Source organism: Pseudomonas sp. PAMC25584 (assembly GCF_058135675.1).
This window is the reverse complement of the sequence record NZ_CM176870.1, coordinates 4,245,001-4,259,740: the sequence shown is the minus strand read 5'-3', so window position 1 is coordinate 4,259,740 and position 14,740 is coordinate 4,245,001. Positions and strand designations below refer to the sequence as shown.

Below are 14,740 nucleotides of genomic sequence, written 5' to 3'. Positions count from 1 at the left end.
ATGCAATAGGCTTGCGGCTAATAAGGTTATCGGCCGATGTGGCGGAGACTGGAGGAGGAGAAGCGCGGAGGCGGAGAGTTGACGAGGTGCAGGGGGCCAATTTTTACCGGCATTTACATCCGAACGGGTGGGTATCTCTGCACAACCCTGCAAGCACAGAAACAGCATAAAAGTGGGGAAGGAAAGTTTGCGCATGTATAAAACCATGCGCTCGCTCAATCGATAAAAGCTCAGTCTTTACGGTTGCGCTGTCCACACGGCCAGTTCATAGCCGTCAGGATCAATGAAGTGGAACCTGCTTCCACCGGGGAACGAAAAGGTTTCGCGGGAGATCACCGCGCCCGCAGCCTTGAGCCGCTGCTGTGCGTCCTCGAGATTGTCCGAATACAAGATGACTAAAGGACCGCCCGGCCGCACCGGCTCCCCCGTGGTGAAACCACCGGTCAGCCGGCCATCGCTGAATTCGGTATAGGTCGGGCCGTAGTCGACGAACGTCCATCCGAACGCGTGGCCGTAGAACGTTTTGCTGCGGGCAATGTCGCTGACATTGAATTCAATATTGTCGATCTGTCGATCTTGACCACGAACGCTCATGGCTGCCTCCTTGGCGAATGTCCAAAGTGGCGATTGTAACGGATCGGTCGTTGAAGTGGCGCGGGGAGCAAGGCGCTAAGCCTTGCCATACGCCATGTACTCGTTCTGCAACACGATGTGATCTGCCACGTACTTCGCATCATGCCAAACCCCGTAGATAAACGACGACGCCCGGTTCACCAGATTCGGCAGGCCCAGGAAGTAGATCCCGCTCTGTGCCGAAATCCCGCGTTTGTGGAACGGTTCGCCGTTCTCGTCGAACGCATCGACCTTCAACCAGTTGAAGTCGAACTTGAAACCGGTGGCCCACAGAATCGTGGTCACGCCGGCTTCGGCCAGGTCCAGGCTGAGGATCGGGTCAAGCAGGCATTGCGGGTCGGGCAGCAGTTCCCAGGCTTGCGGTTCTTCGGGGAACGGCAAGCCGTTTGCCTCGATATAGGCATCGGCGTCGCGCAGTACCTCGAAGTACGCTCGATCCCCCTCTGCCACGTTGGCGGCCAGGCCAGGGGCGAAGGTCATGACGCCTGCGTTCCAGTGTTCAGTGGCGCCCACCAGGGTGATCCCTTGGTGTGCGAGGCGGCGGAAGTCGACGGTCTTACCGCCTTCGTAGCCGCTGACGGCAAAGGCTACGTGTTTTTTCTTCGGCTGGATTTTGACTTCGTCCCACAGGCCCAGGGCGCCGAGCCACCAGCAATAGTCGCGGCCGCGGTAGGCGCGGGGAGGGCGGTAGTGTTCGCCGACCGAGAGGTACACGGTTTTGCCGGCCTTTTGCAGTTCTTCGGCGATCTGCGAGCCGGAGGCACCGGCGCCGACCACCAGCACGGCGCCTTCGGGCAGTTGGCCCGGATTCTTGTAGGCGCAGGAATGCAACTGATGCAGCGGCGCGCTGGTGGGGACGATGTCCGGGATCGAGGGGCGTTGGAACGGCCCGGTGGCGGCCACCACGTTAGCGGCCTCGATCACGCCCGCCGAGGTGGTCACCTTGAAGCCGGGGCGACCGACATGGCGCTCCACTTGCAACACTTCGACGCCGGTACGCACCGGGGCGTTGAGCATCTCGACATAGGCTTGGAAGTAATCGGCCATGCGCTCCTTGGGCGGGAAGGCTTCGGGGGAGATGCCCTCGAATTTCAGGCTAGGAAAGCGGTCGTGCCAGGCCGGGCCGTTGGCGACCAGCGAGTCCCAGCGCTCCGAACGCCAGCGCTCGGCGATGCGGCTGCGCTCCAGCACGATATGCGGCACGCCCATCAGCGACAGGTGCTCGCTCATGGCGACGCCGGCCTGGCCTGCGCCGACTACCAAGGTGTTGATTGTTTCGACGGACATAGGCGTTTCCTGAAAAGTTAGAGGTTTATCTGCAACACCGCAGAGCCGCATTTGATCGATGATCGGCCTGCTCACTGCTGCGGCTCTTTGAGCAGCTCGGCCAGCGCCGTGAGTGCGAGTCGGTAACCCAGCGCGCCCAACCCGGCGACCACGCCGGTGGCGGCTTTGGACACGTAGGAGTGATGCCGGAAGCTCTCGCGCTTCCAGATATTGCTCATGTGCGCTTCGATGATCGGGCCGTCGAACGCCAGTAGCGCATCGAGGATCGGCACCGAGCTGTAGCTCAGTCCGGCGGCGTTGATCACGATGGCGTCGGCGTTCAGGCGGGCCTCTTGAATCCAGTCCACCAGCACGCCTTCATGGTTGCTTTGGCGAAAGTCCAGGGTCAGGCCCAACTCTGCGGCGTGGCCCTGGCAACACGCTTCGATGCTGGCGAAGCTGGCGCTGCCGTAGGTGCCGTTCTTGTCCAGCCCGTAGAGGTTGGCGTTGGGGCCATTGAGGAAGTACACGGTGTGGGGCATGGGGTTCTCCGGCTTGTTCCGCGAGGTGCAACACGACTTCGGCGTCGGCCGCCTTCATACGGTCCAATCGTCCGGCACCACGGCGATCACATCGATCTCCATCAACCACTCGGGTTGGCCCAGGCCGGAAATCACCAGCCCGGTGGAAATCGGGAACACGCCCTTGAGCCATTTGCCGACCTCCTGATACACCGGCTCGCGGTAGCGCGGGTCGATCAAATAGGTGGTGGTCTTGACGATATGGGACAGGTCGGAACCCGCCTCCTCAAGCAGTTGCTTGACGTTTTTCATCGCTTGTTCGGCCTGGGCGCGCGGGTCGCCGAGGCCGACCAGGTTGCCGTCGAAATCAGTGCCGATCTGGCCGCGCACATAGATGGTGTTGCCGGCGCGCACGGCCTGGCACAGGTCGTTGTCCAGCGTCTGGTTGGGGTAGGTCTGCTTTGTGTTGAACATGCGGATGCGGGTGTGGGTGGGCATGGCTGGCGACTCGTCGGAAGCGGGATGCAATCAGCTTCACATCGCCTGTTGCCGGGCGAAACCAGCATTTGTGCGGGGTAGTGCTTAGGAAAAACCGAAGCCCGTGCTGGTCATCGCCCTGCGCAGGCCCCGCGCCTATCCCGGCATGAACCCTGCAACACGCTGGGCATACAGTCATTACCGAGGTACAGGCCTGATGCTCAGTCGTATTACTCAGCGCCAACTGGAATATTTTGTCGCGTCGGGCGAGGCCGGCAGCATCAGTGCCGCCGCTGAACGCATCCATGTCTCCTCGCCGTCGATCTCGGCGGCGATCACTCATATGGAGGCTGAGCTGGGCATCCAGCTGTTTATCCGGCATCACGCCCAGGGCATTTCCCTGACGGCAGTGGGGCGTCTGGTGATGCAAGAAGCCAAGCAGATCATGGAACAGATGAGCAACCTCTACACCATCGCCTCGGAGTCATTGAACACCGTGCGCGGGCCGCTGCGGGTGGGCTGCCTGGAGTCGCTGGCGCCGATGATCACCCCCGAGTTGGTGTTTGGCTTTGGTCGCGCGTTTCCGGGCGTGCGCGTGACCCAGGCCGAGGGTAACCACGAGGAACTGCTGGAAAAACTGCGCAGTGGCGAGCTGGACATCGCCCTGACCTACGACCTGGTGACCAGCCCCGACATCGACTTCCAACCCCTGGCACACCTGCCGCCGTATGTGATGGTCGGCGAGTACCACCCGCTGGCGAGTCTGTCGGCGGTCAGCATGCAGGACCTGGAGGCGTACCCGGTGGTGCTGCTCGACACGCCCTGGAGCCGCGACTATTTCCTCAGCCTGTTTATGCAGGCGGGCACCACGCCGAACATCATCATGCGCTCCACCAACCTCGAAACGGTGCGCGCCATGGTCGGCAACGGGATCGGTTATTCCTTCGCGAATGCGCGGCCCAAATCGAACCTGTCCCAGGACGGTAAACGCGTGATCCGCCTGCGCCTGGCGGGCACGCACCGACCGATGAAGCTGGGCTACGCCACGGCGAGCAACACCCAGCTGTCACGCGTGGTGTCGGCGTTTGCCGAGCGCTGCCGGATGTTTGTGTCTGACCAGTACATCCCCGGCATGGCACCGCCGAGTTTTTTTGACCCGCATGCGGTGCGCTCGCTCAGCAGTGTGAGCTGAATTTGCACCAAAAGGTCGCGTGTTCGGCGCGGTGAGTTCAGGCGCGCACCCTTTCGGTCAGGTCATGCGGCCTATCCAATGTGGGAGGGGGCTTGCCCCCGATTGCACTGGGTCAGCTTGCTGATGTGTTGCTGATGCGCCGCTATCGGGGGCAAGCCCCCTCCCACATTGATTTTTGGTGGTTTCGAGGGCGGCGGCGGGCTGCGTAGGTTCTGCCTACCCAGTGGACCGGGTTTTACGAATTGACCCCAAGGGCCCGTCCCCACGACTCTGATTTCATTGATGCAGATCAATTTCCTTCTTTTGGGGCAGGGCACCGCGACGATGACATTCGACTGGAATTACACGTTTGGTCTGCTGGGCGACGCCGAGTTCTGGCGCGCGACGTGGACGGTGATCAAGCTCAGCACCCTGACCTGGGTCTTGAGCATCGGTTTGGGTTTTCTGCTGGCGCTGGCCAAGCAATCCAGGCATGGGCTGCTCAGCGTTCCCGCGCGTGGCTATATCTGGCTGTTTCGCAGCCTGCCGCTGTTGGTGCTGTTGATCTTTATCTACAACCTGCCTCAAGCGCTGCCCGGCACTTCGGCGATTCTGGCCGACCCGTTCTGGTCCGGCCTGCTGGCCCTGGTGATTTGCGAAACGGCGTATGTGGCCGAGATCCATCGCGGCGGTTTGCTCTCGATCCCCAAAGGCCAAGGCGAGGCGGCGCGGGCGTTGGGCTTGAAGTTTTTCGGCACCCAATGGCGCGTGGTGATCCCCCAGGCATTGCGGGTGGCGCTGCCGTCCCTGGCCAACGAATACATCTCCATCGTCAAACTCACCTCGCTGGTGTCGGTGATCTCGCTGACAGAAATCCTGATGGTCGGCCAGCGCCTGTATTCGCAGAACTTCCTGGTGATCGAAACCATGGCGGCGGTGGCGTTCTTCTATGTGTTTATCGTCACCGTGTTCGACTTCCTGCTCAAACGCCTGGAGCGCTTTCTCGACGTCAACCAGCGCAATGTGTCGCGGGTTCCCGATGCGGCGGTGCTGGCCCTGGCCACGCAACAACGTGTTGCGCTGCAACGTCCGGCGACCACTGGGGCCCCGGCGCTGCACGCCACGCGGCTGCACAAGGCCTACAACGACATCGAGGTGCTGGGCTCGGTCAACCTGCAGGTCCTGCCCGGTGAAGTGGTGTCGGTGATCGGGCCATCGGGGTCGGGTAAAACCACCTTGATTCGCCTGCTCAACGGCCTGGAGCAACTGGACAACGGCGAGATCAGGATCAACGGCCAGCCGTTCATCCACCTGAACAAAACCGGCGCGCAGAAACCGCAGTACGTCGAACACGCCGAGCATCGCCTGAACATCGGCATGGTGTTCCAGAGCTTCAACCTGTTCCCGCACTTGAGCGTGCTCGACAACCTGCTGATGGCGCCGAAATACCACGGCCTGGGGCGCACCGACGAGCTCAAGCAACAGGCCTACGCGCTATTGCACAAGGTCGGCATGCTCGACCACGCCTGGAAGTACCCGCACCAACTCTCCGGCGGCCAGCAGCAACGCGTGGCCATCGCCCGCGCGCTGATGATGCGCCCGCAGATCATGCTGTTCGACGAGCCCACCTCGGCGCTCGACCCGGAGAAAGTCAACGAAGTGCTGCAGGTCATCGAAGCCTTGGCCGAGGAGGGCATCACCATGGTGATCGTCACCCACGAGATGAATTTCGCGTTCAAGGTCTCCGATCGCATCGTGTTCATGGAGAAGGGGCGTGTGGTCTGCGACGACACGCCTGCGGTATTGCGCAGCGGTCAGAACCCACGCGTGGAGGCGTTCCTCAAGGACGTCTCGCTGGCGTGACCCTCTAACGTTCAGGAAACATAAAATGATCGAGCAAGATGAAATCGAGCAGTTCCAGCGCGACGGATACCTGGTGGTGGAAGGCGTGTTGTCGATGGACGAAGTGGCCGCGCTGCAGCACGACTTCGACCAGTGGGTAGAAGAAAGTCGCGGCCATGATCAGGGCTGGGGCACGACCGTGGATGGCCGCGCACGCTTTGATCTGGAGGGCGACCATCGCGCCGATCACCCGTCGCTGCGCCGGGTCAGCTCGCCCACCGAAATTTCCCCAGTGTATGAACGCGTGGCGTTGCATTCACGCATGGCGGCGATTTCCGCGCAGTTGATCGGCGCCAGCGGCGCACGCTTTCACCACAGCAAGATCAATTCGAAGTTGCCCCACACCGCGACCCAGGTGAAGTGGCACCAGGACTTTTTGTTCACGCCCCACAGCAACGACGACATCATCACCGCCTTGCTGATGGTCAGCGAAGTGACCCCGCAAAACGGCCCGCTGAATGTGATCCCCGGCAGCCATAAAGGCCCGCTGTGGTCGCACTGGCAGAACCAGCGTTTCACCGGCGCGGTGGACGACGCAGTGGTCGCGGAACACTGCCGGCAACCGATCGCCTGCTACGGCCCGGCCGGTTCCGTATGCTTCATGCACACCCGCTTGCTGCACGCCTCCAGCCCTAACGAGACCGAACTGCCGCGCACCCTGTTCATCAGCGTCTACGCCGCTGAAGACGCGCTGCCATTCGGCGAAAACCCTCTGCCCAGCGCACATGCCGGCCTGCTGGTGGCCGGTGAAGAAAGTGGCTTGATACGTTCCACGGACAACCAACTGCGCTTGCCGCAGAAACCCCGTGGTGCGTCTTTCTTCGTGCAACAGGCCGGACAAGATTCTGCCACTGCCTAACCTCCCCACTCCCTTGCAGGTATTGACCATGACAGCGTTTCGTAAAAGTGTTCGTCCCCTTGCCTTGTGCCTGCTGGGCGCAGCGGTTGCGATGACCTCGTTGGCGGCTTCGGCGTTCCAGCAGGACGGCAAGATCATCGCCGGTTCCGATGTGACGTTCTTCCCCTATGAATACATGGATAACAACAAGCCGGCGGGCTTCGATATCGAGTTCATGGACGGCCTGGGCAAGGTCATGGGGCGCAAGGTCGAGACCCTCGACACGCGCTTTCCCAACTTGATCACCGGCTTGCAGGCCGGGCGTTTCGATGTGACCAACTCGTCGATGTATATCACCGCCGAGCGGGTCAAGGTCATCGACATGATTCCCTACCTGAAAAGCGGCGAGTCGATCCTGACCCTCAAGGACAGTGCCTTCCAACCCAAGACCCCGGAAGAGTTCTGCGGCCACAAGATCGGTTCCATGGGGGCTACCTCGTGGCTGGCGCAGATGAACAAACTGTCGGCCGAGTACTGCGTGGCCAAAGGGTTGAAGCCGATCCAGATCAGCGAGTACAGCACCGACCCGCAAACCACCCAAGCGCTGCTGGCCCATGCGGTCGAAGCGCAGATCACCGACGCGGCCGTGGCCCGTGGCGTGATCGACAAACTGGGCAGCCGCGTGGTGATTTCGTCCGACGCCTTGATCTACCCGGTGCTGAACGGCTTCGGCGTGAAGAAGGGCAATGACACGGTCAAGCAGGCCTTGCTCGACGGTCTGGAGAAGTACCGCACCACGCCGGAATACGCGGCCTTGCTCAAGAAGTACAACTTCGAGGCGCCTACCGATGCCGACCTTGCGGCGCTGATGCCCAAGTAAGCCTATTGCGCGGCCGCAGTCTTGCGGCCGCGCCCTGCGGAGACCGATCCATGGCGTTATCCCTCGAAGAACAGACGCGCATCGACCTGGCGGCGACCTTTCGCATCGTTGCCCACCTGGGCATGCACGAGGCGGTGGCCAACCACTTCAGCGCTGCCGTGTCGGCCGATGGCAAACAGTTTTTGCTCAACCCGAAGTGGAAGCACTTCTCGCGCATTCGCGCCAGCGACCTGCTGCTATTGAACGCCGACGACCCCGCCTGTGCCGACCACCCGGACGTGGACGCCACCGCCTGGTCGATCCACGGGCAGATCCATCGACGGCTGCCGCACACCCGTGCCGTGCTGCACTTGCACCCGGTCTACACCACGGCGGTGGCGTGCCTGGCCAAGCCGCACATCCCGGCGATCGACCAGAACACCGCACGCTATTTCAACCGTGTGGCGGTGGACGAGCTCTACGGCGGCATGGCCGACACCGAGGCCGAAGGCGCACGCCTGGCCGGCTTGCTCGACGGCAAGAGCCGCCTGTTGATGGGCAACCACGGTGTGATGGTGACCGCCTCGTCTATCGGTGAAGCGTTCGACGATATCTGGACCCTGGAGCGCGCCTGCCAGATCCTCGTCACGGCGTGGTCCACCGGGCAGCCGTTGCGGGTGTTGTCCGATGAAGTGGCGGAAAGAACCGCGCGGGGCTGGGAAGGCATCACCGATTTCTCGCGCCGGCATTTTGAAGAAATGAAGCACATGATGATCGATGCCGATGCGTCGGTGCTCGACTGAGGAAGCCCTATGACCTTTTCCGTTGTCGCCCGCTGTGCCGAGACGGGCCAGTTGGGGATCGCTATCAGTTCGTCGAGCATCGCCGTGGGCGCGCGTTGCCCGTGGCTGCGCCCCGGTGTAGGCGCGGTGGCGTCGCAGAACATCACCCTGCCGAGCCTGGGCCCGCAGATTCTCGACCTGCTGGAGCAGGGCATGGCGCCGAGTGAGGCCGTGGCGGCGGTGTTTGCTGGGCAGGACCACCGCGACTATCGGCAGGTGACGGTGATCGATGGCCTGGGCCGCACCGCACATTTCAGTGGCTCGCAAACCCTTGGCATTCATGCGGCGCTGAGTGGCGAGCAATGCGTGGCGGCCGGGAACATGCTGGCCAATCCCGATGTAATCGCTGCGATGGTCGGCGTGTTCGAGAACGCCTCCGGGCCTCTGGCGGACCGGCTGCTCGCCGCGATGCATGCTGGCCAGGCCCACGGCGGTGAAGCGGGGCCGGTGCATTCGGCGGCCCTGATGGTGGTCGATGAGCTGTTGTGGCCCATCGTCAGTCTGCGCGTGGACTGGGCCGACGCCGACCCGATTGGCGCCCTCGATCTGCTCTGGCAGGCCTATCGCGGGCAACTGCAAGACTACCTCGACCGCGCCCTCAACCCGCACATCGCGCCGGGCTATGCGGTGCCGGGAGATGACCGATGAGCCACAGCCGTGACCTGCTGGCGCAACTGGTGCGCTTCGACACTACCAGCCGCGAATCCAACCTCGCGCTGATCGACTTCGTGCGCACGTATTTGCAGGGCCACGGTGTCGCCTGTGAACTGGTGTTCAACGAACACAAGAACAAGGCCAACCTGCTGGCGACCATCGGCCCGGCGGATGTGCCTGGCATCGTGCTGTCCGGGCATACCGATGGGGTGCCGGTGGACGGCCAGCGCTGGAGCGTGGCGCCGTTCGACCTCACCGAAAAAGACGGCAAGTTGTACGGGCGTGGTACCGCCGACATGAAGGGCTATATCGCCTGTGTGTTGGCCTGTGTGCCGACGCTGGTGCGGGAGTCGCTACGTATGCCGGTGCATATTGCGCTGTCCTATGACGAAGAGGTGGGCTGCCTGGGCGTGCGTTCATTGATCGAAAGGTTTCACGCGCAGCCGGTCAAGCCGTTGTTGTGTGTGATCGGCGAGCCCACCGAACTCAAGCCGGTGCTGGGGCACAAAGGCAAATTGGCCGTGCGCTGCGACGTGCAGGGTGCGGCGTGTCATTCGGCCTATGCACCATCAGGCGTCAACGCCATTGAGTACGCGGCCTGCTTGATCCGGGAACTGGTGCGGCTCGGTGAGGAACTCAAGGCGCCGCAACACCTGAACGTGGCGTTCGATCCGCCGTTTTCCACGGTGCAAACCGGGGTGATGAGCGGCGGCAAGGCGCTGAATATCGTCCCGCAGCAGTGCTGCTTTGATTTCGAAGTGCGCTCGCTGCCGACCCAGGACCCGTGGCAGGTGGCGCACCAGTTACGTTTGTATGCCGAGCAAACCCTGCTGCCGGCGATGCAGGCGGTGAGTGCGCAGTGCGCGATCGGCTTCAGTGAGTTGTCCAGCTATCCGGGGTTGGCGACTTCGTCGCAAAGCCAGGCGGCTGAGTGGGTCGCGCAGTTTTGCGGTTCGCAGGACTTCGGCACCGTTGCCTTCGGCAGCGAAGGCGGGCTGTTCGATCAGGCGGGGATTCCCACCGTGGTGTGCGGACCCGGCAGCATGGAACAGGGGCACAAGGCGGATGAGTTCATCAGTCTGCAGCAACTGGATGCGTGTGATCGAATGCTGGAGCGGGTGGTGGAGTTTGTGCGTCAATAGCCCTCGCACTGACACTCGTGGTGAAGAAGGAACCGCAGTTGAACGAACACACATTGTCCATGCGCCTGGAGCGCGTAGCCGCGCATGTGCCGGCTGGGGCGCGGTTGGCGGATATCGGCTCCGACCATGGCTACTTGCCGGTGGCGTTGCTGCGCCGTGGCCTGATCGCGGCGGCGGTGGCGGGGGAGGTGGCCGCGACGCCATTCCAGGCCGCCGAACGCACCGTGCGTGAAAATGGCCTGGAGCAACACGTCAGCGTGCGCCTGGCCGATGGCCTGGCAGCCATCACGGCTGCCGACGCGATCACCGCGATCAGCGTCTGCGGCATGGGCGGCGAGACGATCCGCAACATCCTCGACAGCGGCAAGGCGCACCTCACCGGCCAAGAGCGCTTGATCCTGCAACCCAACGGCGGCGAGCAACCGCTGCGCCAATGGCTGATGGACAACGGTTACCGCATCCTGGTCGAAGAGTTGTTGCGGGAAAACCGCTTCTACTACGAAATCATCGTCGCTGAGCGCGCCGAACCGGTGGCGTACAGTGCCGAAGAGTTGTACTTCGGTCCGCTGCAGTTGCAGGCCCGCAGCCCGGCCTTCCTGGCCAAGTGGCAGCGCCTGCTGCGGCAAAAGCAGAAAACCCTGGCCAGTTTCGAGCAGGCTCGCCAGGCGGTGCCCGAGGCCAAGGTGCAAGAGGTCGCCCGGCAGGTGCAGTGGATCACCGCGTTGCTGGCGTGAGCTGGCCTTTCATTGCCGCACCGGGTTGATCGAACCCACTCGCTACTCGGTCGTTCCCTTGATTGAGTGCTTTCGCCCCATTTTCGAGCACTGCGCGCGGTTTTTTGCGTGCCGCACCGCCTATTCAGGGGCTCGCTAGTGGCGGCTCGTATCTTGCTTGGGCCTTCCCAATCAATGACATGGCACTTTGCCGTGATTCATTTCAAGGCTTCGTCCATCGTTGCCTCGCGTGGGTTGTTTTGGGGAGTAGTCGGCCATGCACAGTCTGTTGTCACCCGGTATCCGCCTGCTCGGACGTTTCGGCTTCGCCCGCAAATTCCAGATCCTGTTCATTCTGTTCATGCTGCCCCTGGTCGGGAGCCTCTGGATGATCGGGCTGGACTATCGCGACAAACTTGCGGTGATTTCCAGCGAAAAGTCCGGCGTTTCTCAACTACTGGCCCTGGACGCGTTAGATGGCCAATTGATTGCCCAGCGCAACCTCGCCTCGCGCTGGAAAGCGCTGGACCTGCTGCGTGAACCGACGCCCGCAGCCAAGGCGGCGATGGACAAGCTGGATGCGAACAACCCGCTTATCCTGCAAAGCCTGCAAGCTCTGGGCGATGCGCTCAAACAACAGGGCGCGAGCGTCGACACCCTGGCGCGCTTCGACGCGTTGCAGGCAATGGTCAAGGGGATGGATGTGCAATCCCTGCGCACCGTGGGCTGGTGGCCGGACGGCTACGATCGCTTCACCTCGGCGCTGACCGCCATGCAAACCCTGCGCGAACAGATCACCCTCGACGCCGGCCTGATCCTCGACCCCTGGCTGGAGACTTATCTGCTAATGCAGATTTCCACCCAGCACACGCCGGACCTGATCGAGCGTATCGGCCGCATGGCCAGTATTGGTCAGTCGTCCATCGCCTCGGGGCAGTTCACGTTGCAAAGCCGCTTGCAGATGCGCGACCTGCGCGGCCGTATCGGCGATGCGCGAGACCAGTTGGTCAAGGCCGCCGCGTCGCTCAAGGCCAAACCATACCTCGGCCTGGAGCCCTGGACCGCGCAGTACGATAACAGCCTGCAACAACTGGACAGCGAGCTTAAAGTGCTCGACGACGGCGTGTTCGGTGGCACCATCAAACTCGACCCTGCCGGTTTCGAGCGCAGTGTCGACACGATGCTCGGCAGCCTGGGCGCGCTGCGCAACCAGTCGCTCCGCTCGCTGGATGCACGCCTGACCTATTACCACGATCGCGCCTTGCAGCAATTCATCCCCGTCGCGGCCATCTTCAGCCTGCTGGCCCTGGCGGCGCTCTACCTGTTCATGTGTCTGCAAGCCTCGATCCGTCGCAGTGCCAGCGGCATCACCACGCTGGCCCAGTCCCTGCGCGACGGCAACCTGTGCGTGGAAGTGGCTGTTGACGGCCGCGATGAACTGGCTGCGATCAGCGCCGCGCTCAACGTGGCGGTGGTGCAACTGCGTACCAGCCTGCTGGGCGTAAATCACGAGACTCAGCAGCTTGGTTCGGCGGTGCTCACGCTCAACTCGCAATCGGGCAGCACCCTCACCGACGTCGAAGACCAGCAATACCAGATCAGCCAGATCGCCGCAGCGGCTACGCAACTGGCCGCCACTTCCATGGGCGTCGCCAAAAGCTGTGAACAAGCCTCCGGTAGCGCCCAGCACACTCGACGCATCGCCGAAGACAGCAGCCGCGATAGCCAGCGCACCACGGCCAGCATCCAGCAACTCAACCGGCGCCTGACCGACACCGCCAACGCCCTGGAACAAGTGAGCCAACAGGGCCAGCAGATTCAGTCGGTGGTCGACACCATTCGTGGCATCGCCGAGCAAACCAACCTGCTGGCACTTAACGCCGCCATCGAAGCCGCGCGCGCCGGCGAACAGGGCAGGGGCTTTGCGGTGGTCGCTGATGAAGTGCGCAGCCTGTCGCAACGCACCCAGGCCTCCACCGCGCAAATCGCTAGCACCGTGGACAGCTTGCGTGCCACGGTCAGCCAGGCGGTCACACTGATGAGCGCCGCCTGCGCTCAGGCCCTGACCGACGCCGAGTCCGTCACCGGGCTGGGCACGCGGCTGGGCGAGATCGCCGGGGCGGTGCAGAACGTCACCGACACCCTGGCGCACATCGCGGCGGCGGTGGAAGAGCAGGCGACGACGGCGGATGAAGTGAGCGGCAATATCCAGCAGGTGGACCAGGCGGCGGGGCGCTTGCTCGATGGCGCGCGGGCGGTGAACCGGGCTGCGGATACGCTGAGCAAGGGGAGCCGCGCGTTGAGTGACAACACCGCACGTTTCCGCCTGAGCTGAGTGGGCTGCCGAGAGAGCTTTGCCGGGGGTAAACCCGTCCAAATGTGGGAGCTGTCGAGCTTCAGCGAGGCTGCGACAGGATCACCTCGGTGTGCGCCTGCATCGCAGCCTCGCTAAAGCTCGGCAGCGCCTGCAGGGCGCCGGTTCAAGCACTCGCCAAAGGCCTCATCGCCCGTCACTTCGCAAACGCATACTCCCCACCCTGTTCCAGCGCCTTGCGATACGCCGGTCGCGCCTGGAACCGCTGCACCCACGCCGCCAGGTTCGGATACGCCTGCAACTTGCCCTGTGCGTTGGCGATTTCGCCGATAAAACTCATCTGAATATCCGCGCCACTTAATTCGTCACCCACCAGATACGGCGTGTGCGCCAGCGCATCGTTGAGATAACCCAGGTAATTGGCCACCTCGGACTCGATTCGCGGATGCAACGGCGCGCCGGCGTCACCCAGGAACCCGACGTACAGGTTGAGCATCAACGGCAGCATCGCCGAGCCTTCGGCGAAGTGCAGCCATTGCACGTACTCATCAAAGGCGGCGGTGCTTGGGTCCGGTTGCAGGCGGCCCGCACCGTGGCGACGGATCAGGTAATCGATGATCGCGGCGGACTCGATCACCACGCGCGAGCCGTCTTCAATTACCGGGGACTTGCCCAGCGGATGAACCGCCTTGAGTTCCGGCGGCGCCAGGTTGGTCTTCGGGTCACGCTGGTAACGCTTGATCTCGTAAGGCAGGCCGAGCTCTTCGAGCAGCCAGAGAATGCGCTGCGAGCGCGAGTTGTTGAGGTGGTGGACAGTGATCATGGGAACTCCGCTGGGCGAGAAGGGGCGAGGAACAGACTGCTACGCCGCTATAGAGTGCCTTGAATCAGGTTTCGTTGTCTGGGGAACTGCTGGCGTCCTGATCGGACCCCTCCGCCAGTTTCAAGCGGTCCGCTTTACTGACGTATTTATCTTTGCTTTTAGGTGCCAATTTGGCACTGGCCTTCTTTGCGTTGGCCTTTAATAGCTGATTGATCTTTTTACGACGGTTCATGATTGCTACTCAGCAGGTGAATGCCGGAATGATATCAGCTTGAAACAGTGAGCCACTGCAACCCGATGGCGTTCGAGGCAGGCGCTGTCGCTTGGCGGTAACGGCATAGGGGCCTGGGTGTCATATTTTATTCATGAGTGCGTCGGACACTCATGCGCGGTTTTCATTTTGGACAATGGATTTTAAGGAAAGCAATGTCGCACATCATGCGGGTCGTGACCTCCGGCTCCGCCTATCTGGATATCGACGCCTTCGCCTGCTGTATCGCCTACGCCGAGCTGTTGAACCATCAAGGTATCAATGCTCGTGCAGTCAGCAGCGCACCGCTCAATTTCAGCATCCCCAACACCGTA

16 protein-coding genes (1 of these 16 cut by a window edge) are annotated in these 14,740 nt (G+C 62.3%); 10 read left to right on the top strand and 6 right to left on the bottom strand.

Features of this window, described 5'->3' with window-relative positions; genetic code table 11:
• Positions 1-237: 237 nt before the first annotated feature.
• From ACS5Q8_RS19765 to ACS5Q8_RS19750, 4 genes are all read right to left on the bottom strand, one after another.
• Positions 238-594, bottom strand: a complete 357-nt coding sequence (locus ACS5Q8_RS19765) for a VOC family protein (protein WP_465159353.1) — start codon at positions 592-594, stop codon at positions 238-240.
• 75 nt (positions 595-669) lie between these two features.
• The gene (locus ACS5Q8_RS19760; RefSeq protein WP_276194102.1) at positions 670-1,920 is read right to left on the bottom strand and encodes a flavin-containing monooxygenase; all 1,251 of its coding nucleotides are present in this window, start codon (positions 1,918-1,920) and stop codon (positions 670-672) included.
• A gap of 71 nt (positions 1,921-1,991) precedes the next feature.
• The gene (locus ACS5Q8_RS19755) at positions 1,992-2,441 is read right to left on the bottom strand and encodes a type II 3-dehydroquinate dehydratase (protein ID WP_465159352.1); all 450 of its coding nucleotides are present in this window, start codon (positions 2,439-2,441) and stop codon (positions 1,992-1,994) included.
• Positions 2,442-2,495: 54 nt separating this feature from the next.
• Positions 2,496-2,918, bottom strand: coding sequence for a RidA family protein (locus tag ACS5Q8_RS19750; protein WP_276194100.1), 423 nt, complete (start codon positions 2,916-2,918; stop codon positions 2,496-2,498).
• 196 nt (positions 2,919-3,114) lie between these two features.
• On the opposite strand from ACS5Q8_RS19750, the gene ACS5Q8_RS19745 reads away from it, so the two are divergent.
• The 9 genes from ACS5Q8_RS19745 (at position 3,115) to ACS5Q8_RS19705 (ending at position 13,353) form a co-directional block, all read left to right on the top strand.
• Positions 3,115-4,089, top strand: a complete 975-nt coding sequence (locus ACS5Q8_RS19745; RefSeq protein ID WP_276194099.1) for a LysR family transcriptional regulator — start codon at positions 3,115-3,117, stop codon at positions 4,087-4,089.
• 324 nt (positions 4,090-4,413) lie between these two features.
• Positions 4,414-5,931, top strand: a complete 1,518-nt coding sequence (locus tag ACS5Q8_RS19740) for an amino acid ABC transporter permease/ATP-binding protein (protein WP_247400877.1) — start codon at positions 4,414-4,416, stop codon at positions 5,929-5,931.
• A 25-nt stretch (positions 5,932-5,956) separates the two neighbouring features.
• A complete protein-coding gene (locus ACS5Q8_RS19735) occupies positions 5,957-6,829 on the top strand; it encodes a phytanoyl-CoA dioxygenase family protein (RefSeq protein ID WP_247400860.1) in 873 nt (290 codons plus the stop codon).
• Positions 6,830-6,857: 28 nt separating this feature from the next.
• Positions 6,858-7,688: an ABC transporter substrate-binding protein gene (locus ACS5Q8_RS19730; RefSeq protein WP_465159351.1), complete on the top strand. Its 831-nt coding sequence runs from the start codon at positions 6,858-6,860 to the stop codon at positions 7,686-7,688.
• A 50-nt stretch (positions 7,689-7,738) separates the two neighbouring features.
• Complete coding sequence (locus tag ACS5Q8_RS19725; RefSeq protein WP_426102667.1) at positions 7,739-8,470, top strand: class II aldolase and adducin N-terminal domain-containing protein; 732 nt, start codon at positions 7,739-7,741, stop codon at positions 8,468-8,470.
• Between the two features lie 9 nt (positions 8,471-8,479).
• Positions 8,480-9,157, top strand: a complete 678-nt coding sequence (locus tag ACS5Q8_RS19720; protein WP_426102669.1) for a DUF1028 domain-containing protein — start codon at positions 8,480-8,482, stop codon at positions 9,155-9,157.
• Positions 9,154-10,305 carry an acetylornithine deacetylase gene (gene argE, locus ACS5Q8_RS19715; RefSeq protein WP_443694833.1) on the top strand — a complete coding sequence of 384 codons (1,152 nt, stop codon included), beginning with the start codon at positions 9,154-9,156 and terminating at the stop codon, positions 10,303-10,305. The genes ACS5Q8_RS19720 and argE overlap by 4 nt, the downstream gene beginning before the upstream one ends.
• A 38-nt stretch (positions 10,306-10,343) precedes the next feature.
• Positions 10,344-11,039: a tRNA (adenine(22)-N(1))-methyltransferase gene (locus tag ACS5Q8_RS19710; protein ID WP_465159350.1), complete on the top strand. Its 696-nt coding sequence runs from the start codon at positions 10,344-10,346 to the stop codon at positions 11,037-11,039.
• A 256-nt stretch (positions 11,040-11,295) separates the two neighbouring features.
• On the top strand, positions 11,296-13,353 hold the full coding sequence (locus ACS5Q8_RS19705) for a methyl-accepting chemotaxis protein (protein WP_426102675.1): 2,058 nt from the start codon (positions 11,296-11,298) through the stop codon (positions 13,351-13,353).
• A 175-nt stretch (positions 13,354-13,528) separates the two neighbouring features.
• On the opposite strand, the gene ACS5Q8_RS19700 is transcribed toward ACS5Q8_RS19705, so the two are convergent.
• A complete protein-coding gene (locus tag ACS5Q8_RS19700) occupies positions 13,529-14,155 on the bottom strand; it encodes a glutathione S-transferase family protein (protein ID WP_247408184.1) in 627 nt (208 codons plus the stop codon).
• Positions 14,156-14,219: 64 nt separating this feature from the next.
• On the bottom strand, positions 14,220-14,387 hold the full coding sequence (locus ACS5Q8_RS19695) for a DUF2986 domain-containing protein (protein WP_247408186.1): 168 nt from the start codon (positions 14,385-14,387) through the stop codon (positions 14,220-14,222).
• A 206-nt stretch (positions 14,388-14,593) separates the two neighbouring features.
• On the opposite strand from ACS5Q8_RS19695, the gene ACS5Q8_RS19690 reads away from it, so the two are divergent.
• A protein-coding gene (locus tag ACS5Q8_RS19690; RefSeq protein ID WP_443694856.1) for a DHH family phosphoesterase crosses the window boundary here: on the top strand, positions 14,594-14,740 show its 5' end (the start). 774 nt of this gene lie beyond the right edge of the window; 147 of the gene's 921 nt are visible here — the first part of the coding sequence; the start codon lies at positions 14,594-14,596; its stop codon lies off the right edge, out of view.

Coding starts and splice junctions, on each gene's coding strand:
- ACS5Q8_RS19755 (WP_465159352.1), bottom strand. CDS start 2,441: ATGCCCCACACCGTGTACTTCCTCAATGGCCCCAACGCCAACCTCTAC.
- ACS5Q8_RS19760 (WP_276194102.1), bottom strand. CDS start 1,920: ATGTCCGTCGAAACAATCAACACCTTGGTAGTCGGCGCAGGCCAGGCC.
- ACS5Q8_RS19700 (WP_247408184.1), bottom strand. CDS start 14,155: ATGATCACTGTCCACCACCTCAACAACTCGCGCTCGCAGCGCATTCTC.
- ACS5Q8_RS19695 (WP_247408186.1), bottom strand. CDS start 14,387: ATGAACCGTCGTAAAAAGATCAATCAGCTATTAAAGGCCAACGCAAAG.
- ACS5Q8_RS19745 (WP_276194099.1), top strand. CDS start 3,115: ATGCTCAGTCGTATTACTCAGCGCCAACTGGAATATTTTGTCGCGTCG.
- ACS5Q8_RS19725 (WP_426102667.1), top strand. CDS start 7,739: ATGGCGTTATCCCTCGAAGAACAGACGCGCATCGACCTGGCGGCGACC.
- ACS5Q8_RS19720 (WP_426102669.1), top strand. CDS start 8,480: ATGACCTTTTCCGTTGTCGCCCGCTGTGCCGAGACGGGCCAGTTGGGG.
- ACS5Q8_RS19705 (WP_426102675.1), top strand. CDS start 11,296: ATGCACAGTCTGTTGTCACCCGGTATCCGCCTGCTCGGACGTTTCGGC.
- ACS5Q8_RS19765 (WP_465159353.1), bottom strand. CDS start 594: ATGAGCGTTCGTGGTCAAGATCGACAGATCGACAATATTGAATTCAAT.
- ACS5Q8_RS19740 (WP_247400877.1), top strand. CDS start 4,414: ATGACATTCGACTGGAATTACACGTTTGGTCTGCTGGGCGACGCCGAG.
- ACS5Q8_RS19735 (WP_247400860.1), top strand. CDS start 5,957: ATGATCGAGCAAGATGAAATCGAGCAGTTCCAGCGCGACGGATACCTG.
- ACS5Q8_RS19750 (WP_276194100.1), bottom strand. CDS start 2,918: ATGCCCACCCACACCCGCATCCGCATGTTCAACACAAAGCAGACCTAC.
- ACS5Q8_RS19730 (WP_465159351.1), top strand. CDS start 6,858: ATGACAGCGTTTCGTAAAAGTGTTCGTCCCCTTGCCTTGTGCCTGCTG.
- argE (WP_443694833.1), top strand. CDS start 9,154: ATGAGCCACAGCCGTGACCTGCTGGCGCAACTGGTGCGCTTCGACACT.